At 66.9% G+C, this 23,978-nt stretch carries 22 protein-coding genes; 8 read left to right on the forward strand and 14 right to left on the reverse strand.

Annotated features, from left to right (window positions below):
- Positions 1–20: 20 nt before the first annotated feature.
- The 5 genes from RAN53_RS09900 to RAN53_RS09920 all read right to left on the reverse strand — a co-directional run bounded on the left by RAN53_RS09900 (position 21) and on the right by RAN53_RS09920 (position 5,721).
- Positions 21–1,355 carry a GGDEF domain-containing protein gene (locus tag RAN53_RS09900; RefSeq protein WP_305796654.1) on the reverse strand — a complete coding sequence of 445 codons (1,335 nt, stop codon included), beginning with the start codon at positions 1,353–1,355 and terminating at the stop codon, positions 21–23.
- A 246-nt stretch (positions 1,356–1,601) separates the two neighbouring features.
- Positions 1,602–2,639, reverse strand: a complete 1,038-nt coding sequence (locus RAN53_RS09905) for a nucleoid-associated protein (RefSeq protein WP_305796655.1) — start codon at positions 2,637–2,639, stop codon at positions 1,602–1,604.
- Between the two features lie 73 nt (positions 2,640–2,712).
- Positions 2,713–3,795 carry a response regulator gene (locus RAN53_RS09910; RefSeq protein WP_305796656.1) on the reverse strand — a complete coding sequence of 361 codons (1,083 nt, stop codon included), beginning with the start codon at positions 3,793–3,795 and terminating at the stop codon, positions 2,713–2,715.
- The gene (locus tag RAN53_RS09915) at positions 3,782–5,218 is read right to left on the reverse strand and encodes a sensor histidine kinase (RefSeq protein ID WP_305796657.1); all 1,437 of its coding nucleotides are present in this window, start codon (positions 5,216–5,218) and stop codon (positions 3,782–3,784) included. Before RAN53_RS09915 ends, RAN53_RS09910 begins: the two co-directional genes overlap by 14 nt.
- Positions 5,215–5,721: a molybdopterin-dependent oxidoreductase gene (locus RAN53_RS09920; RefSeq protein WP_305796658.1), complete on the reverse strand. Its 507-nt coding sequence runs from the start codon at positions 5,719–5,721 to the stop codon at positions 5,215–5,217. The genes RAN53_RS09915 and RAN53_RS09920 overlap by 4 nt, the downstream gene beginning before the upstream one ends.
- A 187-nt stretch (positions 5,722–5,908) precedes the next feature.
- On the opposite strand from RAN53_RS09920, the gene RAN53_RS09925 reads away from it, so the two are divergent.
- On the forward strand, positions 5,909–6,541 hold the full coding sequence (locus tag RAN53_RS09925) for a hypothetical protein (RefSeq protein ID WP_305796659.1): 633 nt from the start codon (positions 5,909–5,911) through the stop codon (positions 6,539–6,541).
- Between the two features lie 108 nt (positions 6,542–6,649).
- Here RAN53_RS09925 and RAN53_RS09930 read toward each other — a convergent pair whose 3' ends face one another.
- From RAN53_RS09930 to lexA, 6 genes are all read right to left on the reverse strand, one after another.
- Complete coding sequence (locus RAN53_RS09930; protein ID WP_305796660.1) at positions 6,650–7,411, reverse strand: ABC transporter permease; 762 nt, start codon at positions 7,409–7,411, stop codon at positions 6,650–6,652.
- Positions 7,408–8,346, reverse strand: coding sequence for an ABC transporter ATP-binding protein (locus RAN53_RS09935; protein WP_305796661.1), 939 nt, complete (start codon positions 8,344–8,346; stop codon positions 7,408–7,410). The genes RAN53_RS09930 and RAN53_RS09935 overlap by 4 nt, the downstream gene beginning before the upstream one ends.
- The gene (locus tag RAN53_RS09940; RefSeq protein ID WP_305796662.1) at positions 8,339–8,545 is read right to left on the reverse strand and encodes a DUF6494 family protein; all 207 of its coding nucleotides are present in this window, start codon (positions 8,543–8,545) and stop codon (positions 8,339–8,341) included. The genes RAN53_RS09935 and RAN53_RS09940 overlap by 8 nt, the downstream gene beginning before the upstream one ends.
- Before the next feature lie 199 nt (positions 8,546–8,744).
- Positions 8,745–11,348, reverse strand: a complete 2,604-nt coding sequence (gene acnB, locus RAN53_RS09945; protein ID WP_305796663.1) for a bifunctional aconitate hydratase 2/2-methylisocitrate dehydratase — start codon at positions 11,346–11,348, stop codon at positions 8,745–8,747.
- A gap of 474 nt (positions 11,349–11,822) precedes the next feature.
- Positions 11,823–12,887 carry a DNA polymerase IV gene (dinB, locus tag RAN53_RS09950; RefSeq protein ID WP_305796664.1) on the reverse strand — a complete coding sequence of 355 codons (1,065 nt, stop codon included), beginning with the start codon at positions 12,885–12,887 and terminating at the stop codon, positions 11,823–11,825.
- The gene (gene lexA / locus RAN53_RS09955; protein WP_305796665.1) at positions 12,868–13,521 is read right to left on the reverse strand and encodes a transcriptional repressor LexA; all 654 of its coding nucleotides are present in this window, start codon (positions 13,519–13,521) and stop codon (positions 12,868–12,870) included. The genes dinB and lexA overlap by 20 nt, the downstream gene beginning before the upstream one ends.
- Before the next feature lie 177 nt (positions 13,522–13,698).
- Between lexA and RAN53_RS09960 the strand changes: the two genes are divergently transcribed.
- Genes RAN53_RS09960 through RAN53_RS09970 form a run of 3 tightly spaced genes read left to right on the forward strand, consistent with a single transcriptional unit; the run spans position 13,699 to position 16,013 of the window.
- A complete protein-coding gene (locus tag RAN53_RS09960; protein WP_305796666.1) occupies positions 13,699–14,364 on the forward strand; it encodes a TetR/AcrR family transcriptional regulator in 666 nt (221 codons plus the stop codon).
- A 2-nt stretch (positions 14,365–14,366) separates the two neighbouring features.
- The gene (nagZ, locus tag RAN53_RS09965; RefSeq protein ID WP_305796667.1) at positions 14,367–15,419 is read left to right on the forward strand and encodes a beta-N-acetylhexosaminidase; all 1,053 of its coding nucleotides are present in this window, start codon (positions 14,367–14,369) and stop codon (positions 15,417–15,419) included.
- Positions 15,420–15,434: 15 nt separating this feature from the next.
- Entirely contained in the window at positions 15,435–16,013 is a 579-nt protein-coding gene (locus RAN53_RS09970) for a hypoxanthine-guanine phosphoribosyltransferase (protein WP_305796668.1), read from the forward strand.
- Between the two features lie 502 nt (positions 16,014–16,515).
- Here the strand turns inward: RAN53_RS09970 and RAN53_RS09975 are convergent.
- Positions 16,516–18,207, reverse strand: coding sequence for an AMP-binding protein (locus RAN53_RS09975; protein WP_305796669.1), 1,692 nt, complete (start codon positions 18,205–18,207; stop codon positions 16,516–16,518).
- Between the two features lie 113 nt (positions 18,208–18,320).
- Positions 18,321–18,770, reverse strand: a complete 450-nt coding sequence (locus tag RAN53_RS09980) for a MerR family transcriptional regulator (protein ID WP_305796670.1) — start codon at positions 18,768–18,770, stop codon at positions 18,321–18,323.
- 264 nt (positions 18,771–19,034) lie between these two features.
- Between RAN53_RS09980 and RAN53_RS09985 the strand changes: the two genes are divergently transcribed.
- The 3 genes from RAN53_RS09985 (at position 19,035) to mmsB (ending at position 22,366) form a co-directional block, all read left to right on the forward strand.
- Positions 19,035–20,201: an acyl-CoA dehydrogenase family protein gene (locus tag RAN53_RS09985; RefSeq protein ID WP_305796671.1), complete on the forward strand. Its 1,167-nt coding sequence runs from the start codon at positions 19,035–19,037 to the stop codon at positions 20,199–20,201.
- A gap of 29 nt (positions 20,202–20,230) precedes the next feature.
- Positions 20,231–21,385, forward strand: coding sequence for an enoyl-CoA hydratase/isomerase family protein (locus RAN53_RS09990; RefSeq protein ID WP_305796672.1), 1,155 nt, complete (start codon positions 20,231–20,233; stop codon positions 21,383–21,385).
- Positions 21,386–21,469: 84 nt separating this feature from the next.
- Positions 21,470–22,366: a 3-hydroxyisobutyrate dehydrogenase gene (gene mmsB / locus RAN53_RS09995; RefSeq protein ID WP_305796673.1), complete on the forward strand. Its 897-nt coding sequence runs from the start codon at positions 21,470–21,472 to the stop codon at positions 22,364–22,366.
- 42 nt (positions 22,367–22,408) lie between these two features.
- Here mmsB and RAN53_RS10000 read toward each other — a convergent pair whose 3' ends face one another.
- Positions 22,409–23,077 (reverse strand): transposase, encoded by a 669-nt coding sequence (locus RAN53_RS10000; RefSeq protein ID WP_321169819.1) that lies wholly within the window; start codon positions 23,075–23,077, stop codon positions 22,409–22,411.
- Positions 23,078–23,312: 235 nt separating this feature from the next.
- On the opposite strand from RAN53_RS10000, the gene RAN53_RS10005 reads away from it, so the two are divergent.
- Positions 23,313–23,975 carry a tRNA-(ms[2]io[6]A)-hydroxylase gene (locus RAN53_RS10005; RefSeq protein ID WP_305796675.1) on the forward strand — a complete coding sequence of 221 codons (663 nt, stop codon included), beginning with the start codon at positions 23,313–23,315 and terminating at the stop codon, positions 23,973–23,975.
- Positions 23,976–23,978: the final 3 nt, after the last annotated feature.

Genomic DNA, 23,978 nt, shown 5'->3' on the forward strand with positions numbered 1-23,978 from the left:
CATTCCCACCCTGATGATGTTCAGTGACGGCCGCGAGGAGGCCCGTCAGGCCGGCACGATGCAAGGGGGGCAGTTGCGTCAATGGTTGCGTCAGCAGCTGGCATGGCCACACCGCCGGCGTGCCGGACTGGATGTGTCAGGGGATCGCCTCTCTCCGGTGCCGGCCGGGGGCGGGGGGCCACAACCACGCGGTTGCGCCCCTGGGCCTTGCCGACATAGAGCGCCTGGTCGGCGCGCAGCAGGGCGGGTTCGAGGCCCGTTTCCCCCTCTTCGACGCGGCTGATGCCCACGGTGACGGAGAGCGACGTCTCATCGTCGAACATCGTCAGGGCCAAGGCGCTGACCCGCTCACGCAGTCGCTCGGCGATGGCGGTGGCCGTGCCGAGGTCGGCGAGGGGCAGGGCAAGCACGAATTCCTCGCCGCCATAGCGGCCCAGTATGTCGGAGTCCCTCAGCACCGCCTGGCAACAGCCGGCCACGCTCGCCAGCACCCGGTCGCCTACCGCATGGCCGTGGTGGTCATTGAGCCGCTTGAAGAGGTCGACGTCGACCATGCAGACCGCCAGGGGTGTCCCGTCGCGTCGAGCGCGGCGCAGCTCCTGCTCGGCCAGTTCAAAGAAGTGGCGGCGATTGGCGACGCCGGTGAGCCCATCTGTGCAGGCCATGTGACGCAGCTGCGCCTCGAGTGCCTCGCGCCCGCGGATCTCATCCTTGAGACGGCGGTTCGCCGAGCGTTCCTCCAACAGCATGGCAAACTGCTCTCGCTTGAGGCGTTTGATCCGGGTGATGGTCATCCAGCCGAGCAGGTTGACGAAGGCCAGAAGCAGCATGCTGGTCAGCACCAGGCCCGGCGGCAGGGGGGCCCAGAGCGTGATGGCCACCGGAAAGCCGAGGAGCAGGTAAGCGTTGGCGGCCAGCATCCAGCGAATACGGTTGGGAATGAACAGGTAGAGCGCCATGCTGGCGGTCACCACCGAGGCGACATGGATGCCTTCGCCGGGTCGCAGGGGGATGGTCAGCAGCAGCCCCGAGAGGCCGAGCAGGCAGGTCAGGTTGACGGGCAGTGGCGCGTGGGCCACCGCCGGTCGGCGCCAGGCGGCCAGGGCGAGCAGCAGGCTGACCAGAACAACCAGCAGGCGCATGGCCAACAGTGTCTGGAAGGGCTGTCCGGGGCCGAGCACGGTGTAATCCGCCAGGGCGAAGGCCAGGAAGAGGCCTGCGATCACGGCCAGCGCCAGCCGCAACTGGCAGGCGTGATAGGTGATCAGGGTGCGTTGGAACAGGGCCTCCAGCGCCGAGTCGCGAAACTCGGCCTGCCAGTTCAGCTCCCCACCGCTCTGAGATACCGCTTTCATGCCGGCCTCCTGGCGGCATCGGCCGCACTGCCGCGCCTTGCTGCGCTCCGTGTCGTGTCCCCGCGGCCCGGGATGCTCGGCCAGGCGTCGTGAGGCATCACCCCAGTTTGGTCGCCGATGGCGCCATGCGCCAGTCGACGGCCGATGCTGTCCTGTCTGGCGTACAGGCGGCGTAAGCGATCGCTTACTTAATCAGTTTTTCTTTATAATCATGTCGTTAGTATGAGAATACTCATCGCTGGCGGATCAGTTCCCGGACTTTAGCTGATCCTTCAACTGCTTGGGCACCTGCTTGATGATCAGCCGGTCGCCGGCCTCGTCATACTCCACGCTGGAGCCCAGCAGGTGGGAGTCGAAGCTGATCGAGACCCCGCCGGCGCGGCCGGTGAAGCGCCGGAAGCGGTTGAGGGTCTTCCTGTCCGGCGGGATCTCCGGCGACAGCCCGTAGTCGGCGTTGCGGATATGCTCATAGAAGGCCCTGGGTTGCTGTTCGTCGAGCATGCCCGAGAGCTCCTCCAGGGTGATCGGCTCGCCGCGGCTGGCCTGCTCGCTGGCGTAGTCGACCAGTGTCTCGGTCTTCTCGCGGCTGGCCTCCTCCGCCAGATCCTCCTTCTCCACGTAGTCGCTGAATGCCTTGAGCAGGGTGCGAGTCTCACCCGGGGCGTCGACGCCTTCCACCGCCCCCAGCAGCGCCGCGAAGCCTTCGGCGAGCGCCTTGCCGCCACGCTCGCGGGTCCAGGAGAGGTACTGCTTGGAATCACCGCTCTGCCACTGGCCGATATCCAGGCGCGCCGCCAGGCTCATCTGGGTCAGGTTGAGCTGTCGCGCCGGTACCGGCCGCAGGTTGTCGTCGATGGCGAACCCCTCGCGATGGTGCAGCAGGGCCAGGGTCAGGAAGCGCGCATCGCCGAAGCGGGTGTCCAGCACCATCAGGTCGCCGGAGACCGAGAGGTGCGCGTCCAGCAGCTTGGCCAGACGCTCGGCGAGGCCGCGGGTCAGGGCCACGAAGTCGCGCTTCTCCGCGAGGTAGTCGGTGATCTCTGCGGCCAGCGCCGAGCCGCCGCCTGCGCCGGCGTCACCCGCCTCGGTATCGCCTTGGGTGTCGAACTCGACGTCCTGGAAGTGCCCCCACGCCTTGCTCTTGGCGTGGTAGGCCCGGGTCAGGCTCTCCAGCATGGCTTCCAGGGCGTCCGAGGCGGGCAGAGGCTCGCTTGCCGGCAGCAGGCGTGCCGGGGCGTCGCCGGCCTTCTCGATGCGATGAACGATGGCGTTGAGGATCGGCATGGGGGCTCCCGCGATGATGGACGAGGAGCCGGATGATACCTGTCGCGGTGCGCGGCCGATAGGCGATCCCGCCTCAACGGCCCTCGAGGTAGGCGGTCATCGAGCCGGCCATCAGCAGGGCGATCAGGTCGGCCTGGCGATGGGTGTCGGTCTTCTGGAAGAGGTTGCGCAGGTGGAAGGCGACGGTGGTGGGAGAGACGCCCATCTGTTCGGCGATCTCCTCGCTGCGCAGCCCCTCCAGCAGCGCCAGGGCGATGCGGGTCTCGGTGGGGGTCAGCCCGAACAGGCTGGCCAGCACCCCGCGCGGCAGTGGCGGGCGCTGATCCGGTGCCGACAGCAGCGCCACCACGCTGGCCTCCTCGCCGCCGCTCTCCGGTGACTGGCCCAGGGCACAGATCAACACCAGCAGGCCATGATCCCCCGGGCGATGGGGAAGGCGCAGGGAGAAGACCGGTTCCTCCCCCCGCCGGCTGGCCTGGGTCGCCGCCGCGAGGCACTCCCGCAGGCGTCGGGCCATGGCGCCGCTCGCCGAGAGCGTCGCGTTCAACGCCAGCACGTCACTCTCGCCGGCCAGCTGTTGGGCACGCTGGTTGGCGAAGGTGACGCGGCCTTCGCCATCCAGCAGCACCATGCCGGGGGCGACCAGGTCCAGGGCGCGGGTGGCCGTCTGGAAGGCCTGCTGCGAGGCTTGCTGGTGGAGTGTCGCCATGGCCTCGCGAAGCTCATTCAGCTCGTGGTTGGACTTGTCGCGCATGCGCCGCACCTGGCGCAGACGGGCGGCAATGGTGGCCAGCAGCAGGTCATAGTCGATGGGCTTGACCAGGTAGTCATCGGCGCCCAGGCGCTTGCCTTCCACCACTTCCTGGGGGTCGGAGAGCGCGGTGAGGAACACGAAGGGGGTATCGGCCAGGTGAGGCCGGCGTTCGCGCACGGCATCGAGGACCGCATAGCCGTTCAAGCCGGGCATGTTGATGTCGCACAGGATCAGGTCCGGGGTGCAGGCGTCCAGCTGCTGCAGGGTGGCGTCGCCGTCGGCCGCCTCGAGCACGGCGTAGCCGGACTCCCTCAGCTCTTCGCAGATATCCGCGCGCAGGTCCTCCTGGTCCTCGGCACACAGGATCAGCGGCGGACGAGGAGTGGGCTCATGACGGGGCATCACTTGTCTCCCGGGTATCGGCGGCGGGTAGCCGCAGGGTGACGCGGGTGCCCTCGCCGGGGGTCGACTCCAGCGTCAGGTCGCCGTGCTGGATGCGGGCCAGGTGGCGGGCGATGTTCAGTCCCAGGCCGGTGCCATCGGTGCCCGCGGCATTGCTGCCGCGGAAGAAGCGTTCGAACAGTTGGGGCTGCTCATCTGCTGGAACCCCGGGCCCGAAATCCGTGACCCGGCAGGTCACCCGGTCGCCATCCCGCGCGGTGGTGATCCGCACCGGCTGACCCTCTGGCGAGTACTTCAGGGCATTGCCGATCAGGTTGGCCAGTGCCTGCTCGGTCAGGGCGCGGTCGCACCAGGCCCAGGGTTCCGGTGTGGCGTGTTGCGTCTCCAGGCGCTGGGTACCGGTGGCTTCCGATTGCAGGCGGCAGAGGTGGTCGACGATACGGCTCAGGGAGTGACGGCCCAGGTTGGGCTCGACCTGCTTGCCGTCGATGCGCGCCGCGGTCAGCGAGGACTCCACCAGTCGCGTCATCTGGGCCACCGCCTCGCGCAGCCGCGTGTAGCGCTCGCTGCGCTGCTCGGCGGTGAACTGGTGATGACGTCGCTGCAGCCGCTGCAGGCCGGAGTCGATCACCGCCAGCGGTGTCCGGAACTGGTGCGACACCATGGCCGCGAAACTGCGGTAGAACTCGCTGACGCTGCGTTCGCGATCGAGCGCCTGGGCCAGGGCCTCGGCGGCCTGTCGGTAGCGGTGGATGTGACGCTCCACTTCCTCCTCCAGTTGGTCGCGATGCGCCGTCAGGGCGCGCTGGGCGGCGCGCCGCTGGTGCAGGGCAATGACCAGCAGCATGACCAGTATCACACCGCTCAGGCCGATCCCGACGATGGCGGCGATGACCTTCTCGAGGCTGCTGCGGTAGGTGTCCAGGCGTGCCCCGGTACTCTCCCACTCGGCCATCATCACCCGGTTGGCGATGCGGTTGAGGCTGGCCATCAGCGCATCCAGATCGGGCGTGAGCCGCTCGGGCGCGAACCGCGCCTCGCCCTGGGCGGCCATGACGGCCTCGCGCAGGGACTGCATCCGGGTCAGTGCCTCGTCGAGACGCGGCTCCACCCCCTCGGCGGCCAGGTAACGGCGCTGCGGCCCCTCATCCATCAGCGCCAGGCGGCTGGAGAGGATGTCCAGGCGTAGCTCGGGATCCACGTCGCTGTCGCCGACTGCCCGGCGGTTGACCGCCTGATCGAGGCGGTGGCTGGCCACCTGCGCCTGGGTGACGACCCACAGCATGTTCTCGTCCACGTTGACGCGCATGGCCTGCTCGACCTGGAAGAGACGCACCAGGGCGAAGGCCAGGAAGGCGGTCAGGGCCACGATCACCAGGCTGGGTACGGCATAGGCCGGGATGGCACGCAGCCTGCCCATCATTCGATCTCGAGGCGGTGTAGCTGCCAGACCCAGCGATAGTCGTAGCGGATGTCCTGCAGCTCGGTGTGGTCATCGCGGGGATAGACGATCCACAGGGGCCCCTTGTCACGCCGGGTCAGGCGTTCGCCGTTCATGGTGTCGGCCAGCAGGACGTCATAGCGCTCGAAGTCCTCGGCGGGAATCTCGGCCAGGTAGTCGTTGAGGGCCAGGGCGGTCACCCTCTCGCCCTCGGCATGCAGGGCATCCAGCAGGTCCCGGGCCAGAAAGCCTTCGAAGGTCTGGGGGCCATCGGTGACGCTGGTGTGGGTCATCAGGCGTTCACGGGGCAGGGCCGCCAGCATGTCTGCATCCAGGTGCGCCTCATCATCCACGTTGGTCAGGCCGATCTCGCCGCCCACCGTCAGGATGACCTCCCCCGAGGGCGGTGGCAGTGGGGCAGCGGCGAGTGGTAGTGCGGTCAGCAGCACTCCCCAGAGCAGCAGGGCGATCCGTGTTGCCTTCACAGCGTTCCTCCTTTCCCGGGGCCTGCCCTCAGCCTAGTCGAAGCGCCGGCCGTGTCCCCCTGCAAACGAAGGGGGGCGAGTCACCGAATAGCGGCTAACCTGCCCTTATCCTGCCGATACCCGGCGGACGCGTCGTATCTGGGCGCCTGGGCAACGGGCTGCCACAGACACAAGGAGAATAACGATGATGAAAGCAGGCTTGACGTTCATGACCGCCGGCATTCTGGTCGCGGCCCTGGGGGCTTCCTCCACTGCCCTGGGGCAGTCGGATGAGGTCACGGAGCAGATCGAGCTGGGCCTGGAGCTCTATCAGGAGCAGGAGTACGGCGCGGCGATCACCGAGCTGGAGTTCGCCATCGGTGATATTCGCAAGCTGATGTCGGCGCGTATCGGCGAGACCTTTCCGGAGCCTCCCGAAGGTTGGAGTGCTGCCGAGGTCGCCTCCAGCGGCGGGGGTGGCGCGGCGGCGATGTTCGGCGGGGGTGGCAGCATGTTGGAGCGTGAGTACCAGCAGGAAGGGGGAGAGGGACGTCTCACCGCCAAGCTGATGATCGACAACCCCATGATCCAGGCGATGTCGGCGATGTTCAACAACCCGGCGATGATCGCCGCCCAGCCGAACATGGAGCGTATCCGCATCGGGCGCGACTCGGCGCTGCTCAAGTGGCAGCCGGAGCGCGGCAGTGCCGAGGTCTCCTTCCTGATGGATGGGCGCATCCTGATGCAGATCGACGGTCAGGGGCTGGAAGCCAGCGACCCTGCCGTCGAACTTCTCGAGGCGTGGGATCTCGACGCCGTGCGTGAGCAGGCCGCGCGCTAGGTTGTCGGCGGTCGGCGTCCACGGCCCCCCCCCGGTGGCTACTCCACCCGGAAGCGCTGGCGGCCCCCCCCCTCATTCACAGAGGATGGGCCCGTGTAGGGAAGGCGATTACGGCTTCAGGCGATAGCCGGTGCGGAAGATCCAGGCCACCAGGGCGATCGCCGCCCCCAGGAACAGCAGGATCATGGCCAGGCTGACCAGCGGGCTGACGTCGCTGATGCCATAGAAACTCCAGCGGAAGCCGCTCACCAGGTAGACCACCGGGTTGGCCAGGGTCACCGCCTGCCAGAAGGGCGGCAGCATGTCGATGGAGTAGAAGGTGCCACCGAGGAAGGTCAGCGGCGTGATCACCAGCAGCGGCACCAGCTGCAGGCGCTCGAAGCCTTCGGCCCAGATGCCGATGATGAAGCCCAGCAGGCTGAAGGTCACCGCGGTCAGCAGCAGGAACAGCACCATCATCAGCGGATGCTCGATGGAGTAGGGCACGAACAGCCGCGCGGTGATAAGCGCGATCACTCCCAGGATCAGCGACTTGCTGGCCGCCGCCCCCACGTAGCCGACCACCACCTCCCAGTAGGAGATGGGCGCCGAGAGCACCTCGTAGATGGTCCCCGAGAAGCGCGGGAAGAAGATCCCGAAGGAGGCGTTGGAAACGCTCTGGGTGAGCAGCATCAGCATGATCAGCCCGGGCACGATGAAGGCGCCGTAGCTGACCCCATCGACCTCGCTGATCCGCGACCCGATGGCGGCACCGAACACCACGAAGTAGAGCGAGGTGGAGAGAACCGGCGAGACGATGCTCTGCAGCACCGTGCGCAAGCTGCGTGCCATCTCGGCAAGGTAGAGCGTCTTCACGGATTCGAATTTCACGCTGTCTCCTTGACCAGATTCACAAAGATCTCCTCCAGGGAGCTCTGGCGCGTGTGCAGATCCTTGACGGCGATGCCCGCGGCCTCGAGATCGGCGAGCAGCTCGGCGATACCGGTACCGTCATCCTCCCCCGCCTCGGCATCATAGGTGTAGACCAGGGCGTGGCCCTCATCGCTAAGCCTCAGCCCATGGCTCGAGAGGCGTTCCGGCATGGCCTCCAGCGGGTCACGCAGGTGGATCGTCAGCTCCTTGCGGCCGAGCTTCTGCATCAGCGCCCGCTTGTCCTCCACCAGCACCAGTTCACCGGCGCGGATCACCCCGATGCGGTCGGCCATCTCCTCGGCCTCCTCGATGTAGTGGGTGGTGAGGATGATGGTGACCCCGCTGTCGCGCAGCTGGCGCACTACCTCCCACATGTCGCGTCGCAGGGCCACGTCGACACCCGCGGTGGGCTCGTCGAGGAACAGGATCTCCGGCTCGTGGGCCAGCGCCTTGGCGATCAGCACCCGGCGCTTCATGCCCCCGGAGAGGGTGATCATGCGGTTGTGGCGCTTCTCCCACAGCGACAGCGAGCGCAGCACCTTCTCGATATGGGCCGGGTCCTTGGGCTTGCCGAACAGTCCGCGGCTGAAGCTCACCGAATCCCACACCTTGATGAAGGCGTCGTTGGTCAGCTCCTGGGGCACCAGGCCGATGCGCGCCCGGGCCTCGCGGAACTGGTGCACGTTGTCGAAGCCGTCGACCAGCACCCGCCCGCGGCTGGGGTTGACCAGCCCGCAGATCACGCTGATCAGGGTGGTCTTGCCGGCGCCGTTGGGGCCGAGTAGGGCGAAGATCTCACCACGGCGGATCTCGAGGTCGATATCACGTAGCGCCTCGAAGCCGCCGGCGAATGTCTTGTCGAGCGCCTCGACGCGGATCACGTCCTCACTCAAGGGTAATGTCCCCGTCGAAGGTCAGCGCCAGGCTGAGGCCATCCACCTCCACGGTGACCCGCGCCGGTAGGCGCTCGTCGCCCTGCAGGTGGCCTGCCTCGAGGCCCTCTGCCACCGCCTTCTCGATCTCCTGCTGGGTGGTCACGCCGACATTCTTGAGCAACTTGCGGATGCTGTGCTGGAAGGTGTCCTGGTCCATGGTGGGCTCCCGTTTCTGGTGACTTTGATCCCTCTATCCTACCCGCTAGCAGCGTTTCGTACAGGCCGTGTATAAAAAAAGCGCCCCTTGCGGGGCGCTTCGTTCATCGACTTCGGGGAGTACCCCGGGCCACCGCGGACGGCAGCCTACGATGTTGCGAGCATCGGCGTCGAACCTGAGGGTATCAGAATACCGCGTATCAGGCTTCCTGGGCGATCGGAATCACGTTGGAAGCGGCGTTCTGATACTCCTCGATCTCGTGGAAGTTCATGTAGCGATAGATCTCGCCGGCCATGGCGTCGAACTCGCCCATGTAGCGGCGATACTCGTCGACGGTGGGCAGGCGACCCTCCACGGCGGCCACGGCCGCCAGTTCCGCGGAGGCGAGGTAGACGTTGGCACCGTCGCCCAGGCGGTTCGGGAAGTTACGCGTGGAGGTGGAGACCACGGTGGACTTGGCGGCCACGCGGGCCTGGTTGCCCATGCACAGCGAGCAGCCCGGCATCTCCATGCGCGCCCCGGCGCGACCGTAGATGCCGTAGTAGCCCTCTTCGGTCAGCTGGTGCTGGTCCATCTTGGTGGGCGGGGCCAGCCACAGGCGGGTCTTCAGGCTGCCGGCCGGAATTTTTTCGAGCAGCTTGCCGGCGGCACGGAAGTGGCCGATGTTGGTCATGCACGAGCCGATGAAGACCTCGTCGATCTTCTCGCCGGCCACCTCGGAGAGCAGGCGGGCGTCGTCCGGGTCGTTCGGCGCGCAGAGTACCGGTTCCTTGAGCTCCTCGAGGTCGATCTCGATGACCTCGGCGTACTCGGCGTCCTTGTCGGCGCGCATCAGGCTCGGGTCGGCCAGCCACTCCTCCATGCCCTGGATGCGGCGCTCGATGGTCCGGCGGTCGCCGTAGCCGTTGGCGATCATCCACTTGAGCAGGGTGATGTTGGACTTCAGGTACTCGCTCACGCTGTCCTCGGACAGGGTGATGGTGCAGCCCGCGGCGGAGCGCTCGGCGGAGGCGTCGGAGAGCTCGAAGGCCTGCTCGACGGTGAGGTCCTCGAGGCCCTCGATCTCCAGTACGCGACCGGAGAAGGCGTTCTTCTTGCCGGACTTCTCGACGGTCAGCAGGCCGTTCTTGATACCGTAGTAGGGGATGGCATGGACCAGGTCGCGCAGGGTGACGCCGGGCTGACGCTTGCCCTTGAAGCGCACCAGCACGGACTCCGGCATGTCCAGCGGCATCACGCCGGTGGCGGCGGCGAAGGCCACCAGGCCCGAACCGGCCGGGAAGGAGATGCCCAGCGGGAAGCGGGTGTGGGAATCGCCGCCGGTGCCCACGGTGTCGGGCAGCAGCATGCGGTTCAGCCAGCTGTGGATGATGCCATCGCCCGGACGCAGCGAGACGCCGCCGCGGTTCATGATGAAGTCGGGCAGGGTGTGGTGGGTGTCCACGTCCACCGGCTTCGGGTAGGCGGCGGTGTGGCAGAAGGACTGCATCACCAGGTCGGCCTGGAAGCCCAGGCAGGCGAGGTCCTTGAGCTCGTCGCGGGTCATCGGGCCGGTGGTGTCCTGGGAGCCCACGGTGGCCATCTTCGGCTCGCAGTACATGCCCGGACGCACGCCGTCCAGGCCGCAGGCCTTGCCGACCATCTTCTGGGCCAGGGTGAAGCCCTTGCCGGTGTCCTTGGGCTGCTCGGGCAGGCGGAACACGTCGGAGGGCGCCAGGCCCAGGGACTCGCGCGCCTTGGTGGTCAGGCCGCGACCGATGATCAGCGGGATACGGCCGCCGGCACGCACCTCATCGAGGATCAGCTGGGTCTTGAGCTCGAAGGTGGTCAGCACCTCGTCGGTGCCGTGCTTGCACACCTTGCCCTCGTACGGGTAGACGTCGATGACGTCGCCCATCTCGAGCCTGGAGACGTCCATCTCGACGGGCAGGGCGCCGGAATCTTCCATGGTGTTGAAGAAGATCGGGGCGATCTTGCCGCCGAAGCAGAAGCCGCCGGCGCGCTTGTTGGGCACGTTGGGGATATCGTCGCCGAAGAACCACAGCACCGAGTTGGTGGCGGACTTGCGCGAGGAGCCGGTGCCGACCACGTCGCCTACATAGGCGACCGGGAAGCCCTTGGCCTTCACCTCTTCGATCTGCTTGAGCGGGCCGGTGGTGCCGGGCACCTCGGGCTCGATGCCATCACGCTCGTTCTTGAGCATGGCGTTGGCGTGCACCGGGATATCGGGGCGCGACCAGGCATCCGGGGCGGGGGAGAGGTCGTCGGTGTTGGTCTCGCCGGGCACCTTGAAGACGCTGAGAGTGATCTTCTCTTCCAGGGCCGGCTTGGAGAGATACCACTCGGCGTCGGCCCAGGACTGGATGACGTCCTTGGCCACGGCGTTGCCGGCCTTGGCACGCTCTTCCACGTCGTGGAAGGCATCGAACATCAGCAGGGTGTGCTTGAGCTGCTCGCCCACTTCCTTGGCCAGCTCGGCGTCGTCGAGCAGCTCGACCAGGGAGACGATATTGTAGCCGCCCTGCATGGTGCCCAGCAGCTTCACCGCGTGGACCTTGTCGATCAGCGGGGACTCGGCCTCGCCCTTGGCGATGGCGGTCAGGAAGCCGGCCTTGACGTAGGCGGCCTCGTCGACGCCCGGGGGTACGCGATTGGTCAGCAGGTCGAGGATGAACTCCTCCTCACCGGCCGGCGGGTTCTTCAGCAGCTCGACCAGGGCGGCGACCTGCTCTGCGTTCAGCGGCTTAGGCGGCACGCCTTCGGCGGCACGCTCCTCGACATGTTGGCGATAGGCTTCAAGCACGTTAGGGCCCTCATTGCGTGTGGGGCCAGAGTGTCGCGACCCGGCATGACCTCGCCGGAACCAGCCTCTGGCGCGTGAAAACAGGCGGTGGAACTCCCGTCTCAGGTGGCCGCGATTCTACGCGAGACTGTCGACAATGTTAAGCGAGGCCCATGCTGGCGGGCCTTGCACTTTGGTCGGCGGCGTGTGGGTTGGGCTACACAGTGTTTGGCGTGGAAGGTGGGGGCGCCTTGTGGGAGGGCGGCTATTTGTGGGAGGGCGGCTATGCCGCGCGAATGGCGCCGTCAGGCGCCCTGGCGGTGTTTCCCATGTTAGAGGCATTACCGGGAGGCCTGCGGCCTCCATTCGTCGAGATGTCGAACCACCGGGAGGACCCGGCCTCCCACAGGAGCGACAGGCGCCGCCTTGTGGGAGGGCGCGGTTCGGCGCTCCGGCTATGCCGCGCGACTGGCGCCGTCAGGCGCCCCTGCTAACTCAGATTGGCAGGCTGAGCTGGCGCCTGGCGTCGGCTTCAACCAGCCGGGTGCCCACGCCGAGCAGACGCACCGGCCGGCGGCCGCGCTCCCAGGCCTGTTCCAGCAGACGGGCGTAGTTCTCCGCCGCCGGCGCCAGGCCGCGGCTCTCCAGGGTGGTGAGGCTGAAGTCGTCGAAGCGCACCTTGATCACGATGCCGGAAAGCGGCGGATGGCCGTGGCGGGCCAGGCGCTCCTCGAGCTTCTCGCACAGCGGCACCAATGCCTCCCGGCAGTGGGCCAGGTCGGGCAGGTCACGGGCGAAGGTGGTCTCCACGCTGACCGACTTGCGCTCGCGCTCGACCCTCACCGGCCGGTCATCGATGCCCCGGGCCAGCTCGAACAGGCGCTTGCCGAACTTGCCGAACTCCTCGATGAGCCGCTCCAGGGGGAGCTCGCGCAGCTCGGCGCAGGTAGCGATGCCCAGGGCATCGAGCCGGGCCCCGGTGGCCGGGCCCACGCCATGCAGCTTGTTCACCGGCAGGGCGCTGATGAAGGCGTCGACCCGCTCAGGCGTGATCACCGTCAGGCCGTCGGGCTTCTCCCAGTCGCTGGCGATCTTGGCCAGGAACTTCGCGGGCGCCGCTCCCACCGAGACGGTGATGCCGGTGCGCTTGAGGCTCTCCTGCTTGATCCACTGGGCCATCCAGGTGGCGCTGCCCGAGAAGCGCTCGATGCCGGTGACATCGAGGAAGGCCTCGTCCAGGGAGAGCGGCTCCACCAGCGGCGTCAGCTCATGGAAGATCGCCTGGATCTGGCGGGAGACCTCGCGGTACTTGTCGAAGTCGCCGCGCAGCAGGGTGAGGTGAGGGCACAGGCGCAGGGCCCGGGCCGTGGGCATCGCCGAATGGATGCCGAAGGCCCGCGCCGGGTAGTTGCAGGTGGCGATCACCCCGCGGCGGTCGACGCTGCCACCGATCGCCAGCGGAATATCGCGCAGCGCCGGGTTGTCGCGCATCTCCACCGCCGCATAGAAGCAGTCGCAGTCGGCGTGGAGGATCTTGCGCTCAGGAGAGGGCTTGGCCATTGCCGCCGCGGATCACGCCCACCCCGACGCCCTCGATCTCCAGCGGATCGTGGCGCAGGTCCAGCTCGATGGGCGCGAAGTCGTGATTCTCGGCGCGCAGGGTGACATGGTGACCGTGGCGTTCGAAGCGCTTGACCGTGACCTCCTCCTCCAGGCGTGCCACCACGATCTGGCCGTTGCGCACCCGGTCGGTACGGTGCACGGCGAGAAGGTCGCCCTCCAGGATACCCACATCCTTCATGGAGAGGCCGCGCACCCGCAGCAGGTAATCCGCTCGAGGCGTGAAGTACTCGGGGGGCAGTGGGCAGTAGCGGTCGATATGCTCGGCCGCCAGGATCGGGCTACCGGCGGCGACCTCGCCGATGATCGGCAGGCCCTGGGAGGGGGCCTCGTCGCCGCTCGGCTCGGCTTCCGCCTCCTGGGCGGGCAGGCGAATCCCCCGCGAGGTGCCGGCGATCATGCGGATGGCGCCCTTGCGCTCCAGGGCGCGCAGGTGCTCTTCGGCGGCGTTGGGGGAGCGGAAGCCCAGGGCGCGGGCGATCTCCGCGCGGGTGGGGGGATAGCCGAGCTCCTGCATGGTCTTGACGATGAAGTCGTAGACGTTCTGCTGGCGCTGAGTGAGGGGGCGTGCCATGGGACCTCCTGTGCGGATGGCATAACCGTATTGATCAAGCATACAGCATGTTGTTCCGTACAGTAATATTTCGCCCTGTTTCAAACACCCCGTGGGCTTGGCGTTGAGCCGAAACGTGCGTCTGGCGTAGAATTGCGCCACGTTTGAAACAATTGTTTATAACCAGGCGCTCCATCCATGGCACAGAACGATACCGTCACCAGGATCCTCGATACCGCCGAGGTGCTGTTCGCCGAGCGTGGTTTCGCCGAGACGTCGCTGCGCACCATCACCAGCAAGGCCAAGGTCAACCTGGCGGCGGTGAACTATCACTTCGGCTCCAAGAAGTCGCTGATCCAGGCGGTCTTCGCGCGCTATCTCGACCCCTTCACCGAGCGCTTTCATGGTGCCCTGGATGACCTCGAACGTCGCTATCGGGGCCAGGCCATCCCCCTCGAGGAGCTGCTCGAGACCATGGCGCGTAGCGTGCTGGAGGTGCCGGCGGAGCGCAATAGCCTCAAGGTCTTCATGCGCCTGCTGGGGCTCGCCTACAGCCAGGCCCAGGGCCACCTGCGCCGCTATATCCAGCAGGATTACGGCAGCGTCTTCACCCGCTTCACCGAGCTGATTCGCCAGGCCACGCCGGAACTGCCCGACGCCGAGCGTTTCTGGCGCCTGCACTTCATGCTGGGCAGCGTGATCTTCACCCTCTCGGGGCTCGATGCCCTGCGCGATATCGCCGAGAAGGACTACGACGAGCACGTCACGGTGCGCGATCTGGTGCGCCGCCTGCGCCCGGTGGTGGTGGCCGCCATGCAGGCGCCCTTGCCGGCCCCGGCGCCGGCCACCGCTCAGGAGGCCTGATCATGACGGTAACCAGTCCACACTCGCATCCCCAGCCGCTGGGCCCGGTGATGCTCGATCTCGAGGGAACCCGGCTGACGGCCGATGAGCCGGAGCTACTGCGGCGCCCCGAGGTCGGCGGGGTGATCCTGTTCGCCCGCAATGTCGAATCCGCCACCCAGGTGCGCGAACTGTGCGATGCGATCCGCCGGGTGCGCCCCAACCTGTTGATCGGCATCGACCAGGAGGGCGGGCGCGTGCAGCGCATCCGTCAGGGCGTGACGCGGCTGCCCGCCATGCGTCGGCTGGGCCGTGACGCCGCCAGCGACCCCGAGGTCACCCGCCGCCTGTGTCAGGACACCGGCTGGCTGCTGGGCATGGAGATGGCCGCCTGTGGCATCGACATCACCTTCGCCCCGGTGCTCGACGTCGACGGCGGCACCTCCACGGTGATCGGCGATCGCAGCTTCTCGTGCTACCCCGAGACCGTGGCGGCCCTGGCCGGTGCCTTCATCGACGGCCTGCACGAGGCCGGCATGGTGGCGGTAGGTAAGCACTTTCCCGGCCACGGCAGCGTGGCGGCGGACTCGCATCTGGAGCTGCCGGAGGACGACCGTCCGCTGGAGGCCCTGCGTGCCCACGACCTGGTGCCCTTCGAGCGCCTGGTCCCGAGGCTCGACGCGGTGATGCCGGCCCACGTGGTCTACTCCGCCTTCGACCCGCGCCCGGCAGGCTTTTCTCCCGCCTGGCTGGGCATGCTCAGAGAGAGCCTCGGCTTCAAGGGGGTGATCTTTTCCGACGACCTGAGCATGGCCGGCGCCGCCGCGGCGGGTTCCCCCGGCGAGCGGGCTCAGGCCGCGCTCACCGCCGGCTGCGACATGCTGCTGGTGTGCAACGACCGCGCCGCCGCGCTGGAGGTGCTCGACGCCTGTCGTGAGCACCCACCCGGGCTGCGTCTGTCGAAGTTGCGCTTCGCCCGGGCCCGTCCCCAGCTCGAGAGCCTGCCGGCGCTCTCCCGCTGGCGCCGCCTGCATGCCCACCTCGAAGCCCTGGGGGCAGACCCCAAAGCAAACTAACCACGAGACCCTTCGATGTCCCGACTCGATCCCGAGATGCATCAGTCCCTGACCGACATGCGCGAGCTGATGGCCAGCGCCGATTGCCTGATCAGCCAGGAGCAGGTCGAGCTCGCCCTCGATCGCATGGCCGACGAGATCACCCGCGACCTGGGTGACAAGCTGCCGGTGTTCTACTGCGTGATGAACGGCGGGCTGATCACCACCGGCCACCTGCTGACCCGGCTGGGTTTCCCGCTGGAGGTGGACTACCTGCATGCCACGCGCTACCGCGGCAAGACCCGCGGCGGGGAGCTGTTCTGGCGCGTCTCCCCGGAGGTGCCCATGGCCGGGCGCCACGTGGTGATCGTCGACGATATCCTCGACGAGGGTGCGACCCTGGCCGCGATCCTCGCCTACTGCCGCGAGGCGGGCGCCGCCAGCATCACCACCGCGGTGCTGGTCGACAAGCAGCACGACCGCAAGGCGGTGCCCGGCCTCAAGGCCGACTACTGCAGCCTGGAAGTCGCCGACCGCTACGTGTTCGGCTTCGGCATGGATATCAAGGGCTACTGGCGCAACGCCCCGGGGATCTTCGCGCCCAAGGGGATGTAAGCAGCGCTAACCGCTTGTGGGAGGCCGGCTTTGCCGGGCGAAGGCGCCGTCAGGCGCCCCGCTTCGTGCCTGGAAGCTTGAAGCTGGAAGAGCTCGGCTCCGAGGCGGAAGGGGCCGCCGAAGGATGCCCAGGCCACCTTGTGGGAGGCCGGCTTAGCGGCGAAAGGGGGCTGCCGAAAAGTGCCCCGGCCACCTTGTGGGAGGCCGGCTTTGCCGGGCGAAGGCGCCGTCAGGCGCCCCGGAGGAGTTGTTCAGCTCTCTGGCATTGCCAGGGAGGCCTTCGGCCTCCATTCGTCGAAGCGTCGAACCGCCGGGGCCCCGGCCTCCCACCACAGGCCCCAGCCTCCCAGCACAGCCCCCAGCCTTCCTGCCATAGTTTGTCGGCCTCCTACAGGGAGCCCCATAGAATCAAAAACCCCGCGGGCCCTGAAGGCCTGCGGGGTTTCTCTTTCTACTTTCCGCTTGGCCGCTTGGCCGCTTGGCCGCTTGGCCGCTTGGCCGCTTACTTCAAGCCGAGCTCGTGGGTGGCTTCCTCGCGCATCTTGAACTTCTGGATCTTGCCGGTGACGGTCATCGGGAACTCGTCGACGAACTTCACGTAGCGGGGGACCTTGTAGTGGGCGATCTTGCCCTTGCAGAACGCCTTCAGCTCCTCTGCGTCCAGCTCCTGGCCGTCGGCGAGCTTGACCCAGGCCATCACCTCCTCGCCGTACTTCTCGTCGGGCACGCCGATCACCTGCACGTCCGAGATGGCCGGGTGGGTGTAGAGGAAATCCTCGATCTCGCGCGGGTAGATGTTCTCGCCGCCGCGGATGATCATGTCCTTGATGCGCCCGACGATGGCCACGTAGCCCTCATCATCCATTGTCGCCAGGTCACCGGTGTGCATCCAGCCGGCCTCGTCGATGGACTTGTCGGTCGCCTCGGGATTGTTCCAGTAGCCGAGCATCACGCTGTAACCCCGGGTGCACAGTTCGCCGGTCTCCCCGCGGGGCACCACGGCGCCGGTCTCCGGGCTCACCAGCTTCACCTCCAGGTGGGGGTGGATGGTGCCGACCGTGGTGACGCGCTTCTCCAGCGGGGCGTCGGTCTGGGTCTGGAAGCTTACCGGGCTGGTCTCGGTCATGCCGTAGCAGATGGTGACGTCCTGCATGTTCATGCGCTCGATCACCTTGCGCATCACCTCGATGGGGCAGATGGAGCCCGCCATGATGCCGGTGCGCAGGTGCGAGAGGTCGAAGTTCTCGAACTCGGGGTGCTCCAGTTCGGCGATGAACATGGTGGGCACGCCATACAGGGTGGTGGCCTTCTCCTCGGAGACCGCGGTCAGGGTCTGCTCGGGGTCGAAACCGTCCCCCGGGTAGATCATGGTGGCGCCGTGGGTCACGCAGCCCAGGTTGCCCATCACCATGCCGAAGCAGTGGTAGAGCGGCACCGGGATGACCATGCGGTCCTCCTCGGTGAGCGCCATGGTGCGCGCCACGAAGAAGCCGTTGTTGAGGATGTTGTGGTGGGAAAGGGTGGCGCCCTTGGGCGCGCCGGTGGTGCCGGAGGTGTACTGGATATTGATCGGGTCGTCGAACTGCAGGGTACCCTGCACCTCGGCCAGGTGCTCGGCGGAGACCTCGTCGGCATGAGCCAGCATCGACTGCCAGCTGAACATGCCGGTCAGGGCGCGGTCGGCGTCCAGGCACACTACCCGCTTGAGCTCGGGCAGCTTGGCGCTCTTGAAGGTGCCGGGGCCACCGTCGCGCAACTCGGGCGCCAGCTCGGCCAGGGTGGCCACATAGTCGGAGCTCTTGAACACCCCCTGCAGGATCAGCGTCGCGGCGCCGGACTGCTTCAGCGCATACTCCAGCTCATGGCTGCGGTAGCTGGGGTTGATGTTGACCAGGATGGCGCCGATCTTCGCCGTGGCGAACTGGGTGATGGTCCATTCGGCGCAGTTGGGCGACCAGATGCCCACCCGCTCGCTCTTCTTGACGCCCAGGGCGAGCATGGCGCGGGCGGCCTGGTCCACGGCGGCCTGCAGCTCCTTCCAGGTGTAGCGCAGGCCCTGGTGGCGGCTGATCAGGGCGTCGCGGTCGGGGAAGCGGGCCACGGTGTCATCGAAGCAATCACCGATGGTCTGCCCCTTGAGGGGGGTGTCGCTGATGCCGCTGACATAGCTGATGGGGGTGTATTGGCGTGTCATGAGCGTGTCTCGCGATTGTTGGCAAAAACCGTTGACCAGGAAGTGTTGGGCAAGATTCGTTGCTGGAATTGTTAGGTGTTGTGACACCGCTGTCATGAGCCTGGCAGGGCGGTTCAGTCCGGCTGGTCGCCGAGGCTGGCCAGCACGTCCCGGGCGCGGCGCTCGACATCGTCGATCTCGAGCTGCATGAGCCGGATGTCCTCCTGCTGGCGCTCCAGGTTGCCGCGCTTGTCCGCCAGGATCTCGAGAAGACGCCGCAGCTGACGCCGATTCCCGTCGGGCATGGCGTCGTACATCATCACCACCTCGCGGATCTCGGCCAGCGAGAAGCCCAGGCGCTTGCCGCGCAGGGTCAGCTTCAGGCGCACGCGATCCTTCTCATTGTAGATTCGCGTCTGCCCGCGCCGCTCGGGCGCCAGCAGCCCCTCCTGCTCGTAGAAGCGGATGGTGCGCGTGGTCACCTCGAACATCTTGGCCAGCTCGCCGATGCTGTAGCTGCGAGTCTGGCGGGGGAGGGGGCCGTCCTGAGAGGCGTCGGGCGCCGGGGAGGATGAGTGCGTCATGAGCGTCTTCCGTTTTATTGGCAAGCGGAGCGTTGCTCGCCCGCCTGCAGGCAACACTAGCCGAGGTTTACGTTAACGTAAAGTGCTTGTTCGACCATGGGGTGATAGGGTAAAAACCAAGCAAGTGCTAGGTTGGGGCTCGTCAACTACCCTCATGGTCAGCACGCATGCTTCACAGCGATTCTTAGCAACGATTCTTAGTAACGATTTTTAACTACGATTCTTAACAACAATGTCTTACAACCACGCGACGAGGAACTCCTGATGGACTTCTCCTTGACCGACGACCAGAAGGCGCTGGCCCAGGCCGCCGCCGACTTTGCCCGGGCCGAGCTCAGCGATCATGCCGCCGAGTGGGACGCCAACGCCCACTTCCCCCTGGATGTGATCCGCCGCGCGGGGGAGGCGGGCTTCCTGGGCATCTACACCCCGGAGGAGCACGGCGGCCTGGGGCTCTCGCGGCTCGACGCCTCGCTGATCTTCGAGCAGCTCGCCCAGGGCTGCGTCGCTACCACCGCCTATCTCACCATCCACAACATGGTGGCCTGGATGATCGCCAACTGGGGCGACGACGCCCTGCGCGAGGCCTGGGTCCCCGCCATGGTAGCCGGTGAGGCGCTCGGCTCCTACTGTCTCACCGAGCCCGGCGCGGGCTCCGATGCCGCCAGCCTGCGCACCAAGGCGGTACGCGAGGGCGACGAGTACGTCATCTCCGGCAGCAAGATGTTCATCTCCGGCGCCGGCAGTACCGAGGTGCTGGTGGTGATGGCGCGCACCGGCGCCCCCGACAGCGGCGCCGGCGGCGTCTCCGCCATCGTGGTGCCCGCCGATGCCGCGGGCATCGAGTACGGCAAGAATGAGGAGAAGATGGGCTGGAAGAGCCAGCCGACCCGCCTGGTCAGCTTCGATGGCGTGCGCGTCCCGGTCACCAACCGCCTGGGCGAGGAGGGTGAGGGCTTCAAGTTCGCCATGAAGGGTCTCGATGGCGGCCGCCTCAATATCGCCAGCTGCTCGCTGGGCGCCGCCCAGCAGGCGCTGACGCTCTCGCGGGACTACCTGGCCGAGCGCAAGCAGTTCGGTCGCGAGCTCAGCCAGTTCCAGGCCCTGCAGTTCAAGCTCGCCGACATGGCCACCGAGCTCACCGCCGCCCGCCTGATGGTGCGCCAGGCGGCCTGGCGCCTGGACAACAACGACCCCGAGGCCCCCGCCCACTGCGCCATGGCCAAGCGCTTCGCCACCGACATGGGCTTCAACGTCTGCAACGAGGCCCTGCAACTCCACGGCGGCTATGGTTATATCCGCGAGTACCCCCTGGAGCGGCTGGTGCGCGATACCCGCGTGCACCAGATTCTCGAGGGCACCAACGAGATCATGCGCCTGATCGTCGCCCGGCGCCTGCTCGCCGACGGTGTGATCGAATCGCTGCAATAAGCTCGCTTCCAACCAACAAGGAGACCAGGATGTCGGATCTGCCCGTGATCTTCGAGGAGTTGCCCACCGCCTGTGGCGGGTTCATCGGCGTCGCCACCCTCAATGCGCCACGCTCGCTCAACTCCCTGTCGCTGGAGATGGCCCGCCAGCTCGAGGTCAAGCTCGACGCCTGGGCGGTGGATCGCAACATCGTCGCCGTGTGGCTCGAGGGCAGCGGTGACAAGGCCTTCTGCGCCGGCGGTGATGTGGTCGCCCTCTATCGTGCCCTGACCGAGGAGGGCGAGAACCGCGGCTCGGGCCGCGACAGCGAACTTCCCGCCACCTACTTCACCGTGGAGTATCGCCTCGACTACCGCATCCACACCTATCCCAAGCCGGTGATGGTGTGGGCCGACGGTATCGTGATGGGCGGCGGCCTGGGCCTTACCGCCGGCGCCTCGCATCGCCTCGTCACCGAGACCACCCTGATCGCCATGCCCGAGATCACCATCGGGCTCTACCCGGACATCGGGGCCAGCTGGTTCCTCAATCGCATGCCGCCCGGGGTGGGCGCCTACCTGGGCCTCACCGGTGCCCAGCTCAACGCCCGCGACGCCCTGGATCTGGGCCTGGCCGACCGCTTCGTGCCCCGCGCTCGTCGCGCCGATCTGCTCGCGGCCCTGGGCGAAGCCGACTTCGGCGACCGCGGCCCCGAGGCGCGCCGCGCCGCCGTGCAGGCCGTGCTCGACCGCTTCGAGGACCGTGGCGAGGCCCCGGCGGGGCAGGTGCAGCCGCACCAGGATGCCATCCAGGCGCTGGTCGGCAGCGTCGACGCCGAGACCGCCGTGGCGCGGATACTCGCCGACGACAGCGACGACACGTGGCTCGCCGCCAATCGCAAGCGCCTCGCTAACGGCTGCCCGATCAGCGCCCACCTGGTGTGGCGCATGCTCGAGCGCCACGCTCACTCTAGCCTCGCCGACGCCTTCCGCGACGAGCTGGTGCTCTCGGTGCAGTGCGGCCGCCTCGGCGACTTCACCGAAGGCGTGCGCGCCCTGCTGATCGACAAGGACAAGAATCCCCAGTGGACCTACAGCGACGTCGGCAGCGTCCCGGAAACCTTCATCGACGCCATGTTCGTCTCACCCTGGACCAGCGAGGCGCACCCGCTGCGCGACCTCGGCTGGGGCCACCGGGTGGGGTAACCCCCCCCCCCCCCTTTGGGGTCAGACCCCTAAGTCCATTGAGGGGTCTGACCCCAAATCTCGAATAATCACAAGGAGCCAACCATGAAAATCGCCTTTATCGGCCTCGGCAACATGGGCGCCCCCATGGCCAGCAACCTGGTCAAGGCCGGCCACGAAGTCACCGTCTTCGACCTGGTCGAGGGCGCCATGCAGGCACTCGAGAGCGAGGGCGCCAAGCGCGCCGACACCGCCGAGGGTGCGGCCAAGGGCGCCGAGGTGGTCATCTCGATGCTGCCCGCCGGCGTCCACGTCAAGGAACTCTACCTAGGCCGCGACGGTGCCCCCGGTCTGCTCGAGGCGCTGCAAGCCAAGCCTCTGATTATCGACGCCTCCACCATCTCGCCGGAGGACGCCCGCACGGTAGCCGCTGCCGCTAAGGAGAAGGGCCTCACCTGGCTCGACGCCCCGGTCTCCGGCGGCGTGGGCGGCGCCAAGGCCGGCACCCTGACCTTTATCGTCGGCGGCGCCGCCGACGGTTTCGACCAGGCCAAGCCGGTGCTCGAGGCCATGGGCAAGAACATCTTCCACGCCGGCGACAGCGGTGCCGGCCAGGTCGCCAAGATCTGCAACAACATGCTGCTCGGCATCCTGATGAGCGGCACCGCCGAGGCCCTGGCACTGGGCGTCAAGAACGGCATGGACCCCGCCGTGCTCTCCGAGATCATGAAGCAGAGCAGCGGCGGCAACTGGGCGCTCAACGTCTACAATCCCTGGCCCGGGGTGATGGAAGGCTCTGCCGCTAGCCGCGACTACCAGGGCGGCTTCCTCACCGACCTGATGGCCAAGGACCTCGGCCTCGCCTGGGAGCTGGCGCTCGGCTCCAAGGCAACCGTGCCCATGGGCTCACAGGCCCGCAACCTGTTCGCCCTGCACAGCGCCCAGGGCAACGGCGCCATCGACTTCTCCAGCATCCAGAAGCTGTATAGGGCAGGGGAGTAACCCTCCCATTGGGGTCCATTGGGGTCAGACCCCTCAGTTCACTTAAGGGTCTGACCCCAGTCGCTGAATAAGGCGGGCGCGGAAGGTTTCGCTGGCGAAGGCGTGGCCACGTCGCGTCTGGTGGCGGATATCCTCCAGCGTGGCGTCGGGCAGAGGGTCCTTGAAGAGTCGTCGATACAGGCGTTGGCGAGCGCTGGGGTCCTGGCCGCTCGCCAGATAGGCGCCATGGGGCACGACCAAGAGATCCTCCACCCCCAGGGCATTGGCGTGATAGCTCGACCAACGATACTCCCCGGGCTCGTTCACCATCCCCGCTCGCACCGGATTCATCTCGATATAGCGGTAGCAGGCGAAGAGGTAGGCCTCTTCTCCGATCAGGCAGGAGTGGTAACGTCCCTCGAACAGTCCGCCTGTCCGATGGTGGCGCTTGTTGAAGTTCTGGGCATAGCGCTGCCCGAGAAGCTTCATCATCTGGCTGACGCCTTCGGGCTCACCGCGTGGCGTGACCAGCAGATGGATATGGTTTGTCATCAGCGCGTAAGCGTGGATGTCCACCTGACACAGCTTCCTCGCCTCGTCGAGAAACTCCAGATACCGTTGAGCGTCACCGAGAAATTCAAAGACGGTGCCTCGGTTGTTGCCGCGCTGCACGAGATGTAGCGGGGTCTCTGGGAGAAGAATGCGCGTTGAGCGTGCCATGCCAGCCCTCATGTCACTCGCCCTGATGGCTTTCAGTGTAGATGCTTGGGCTCAGTTTCCTGTGGGGTCAGACCCCTAAGTGGATTGAGGGGTCTGACCCCGCTGTATCCCACCGTGGATTGAGGGGTCAGACCCCGCTGTATCCCACCGGGCTACCCACCAAGGTCGAATGACCTCCACTCAGGGCGCGGTTCGCGCTACCATGACGTTTTAACGTTATCTTCACCCGGTGAGACGCGAACCGATCATGTCCGAGACCCTGACCGAGCCAGCTGCAGTGTGTGACACGGGCGCCGCCGATGCCGAGGCGCTGCTCTCCGACGAGCTGCTGGCGTTTTTGGGCTGCCGTACCCCCGATGCCTGGCTGACCTGGGCACTGGAGAACCCCGAGCTGCTGCTGATCGACCATGCCCAGTGCGAGAAGAAGGCGGCCTCCACCGCCATGAGCCTGCTCTACCGCTACGTCGACCAGCCGCTGCTGCTGACCAAGATGAGCCAGCTGGCCCGCGAGGAGCTGCTGCACTTCGAGCAGGTGGTCAAGCTGATGGAGGCGCGTGGCATCGCCTATCGCCACCTCAGCGCCTCGCGCTACGCCGAGGGGCTGCGCCGCCATGTGCGACCCGCCGACCCCGAGCGGCTGACCGATATCCTGATCATCGGTGCGCTGATCGAGGCGCGCAGCTGTGAACGCTTCGCGCGGCTGATTCCGCACCTCGATGCCGAGCTTGCCAAGTTCTATCGCACTCTGGTTAAGTCGGAGGGACGCCACTACGAGGACTACCTGATGCTGGCTCAGCACCTGAGCGACACGCCGGTCGAGTCCCGAATCGCCTTCTTCGTCGAGCGCGAGGCGGCGCTAATACAAGAGCCGGACACGGCCTTTCGTTTTCACAGCGGTGTGCCGGCCTGATCC

The sequence above is a fragment of the Halomonas sp. SSL-5 genome (assembly GCF_030708455.1).
In the GTDB taxonomy this organism is placed as follows: Bacteria; Pseudomonadota; Gammaproteobacteria; order Pseudomonadales; family Halomonadaceae; genus Halomonas.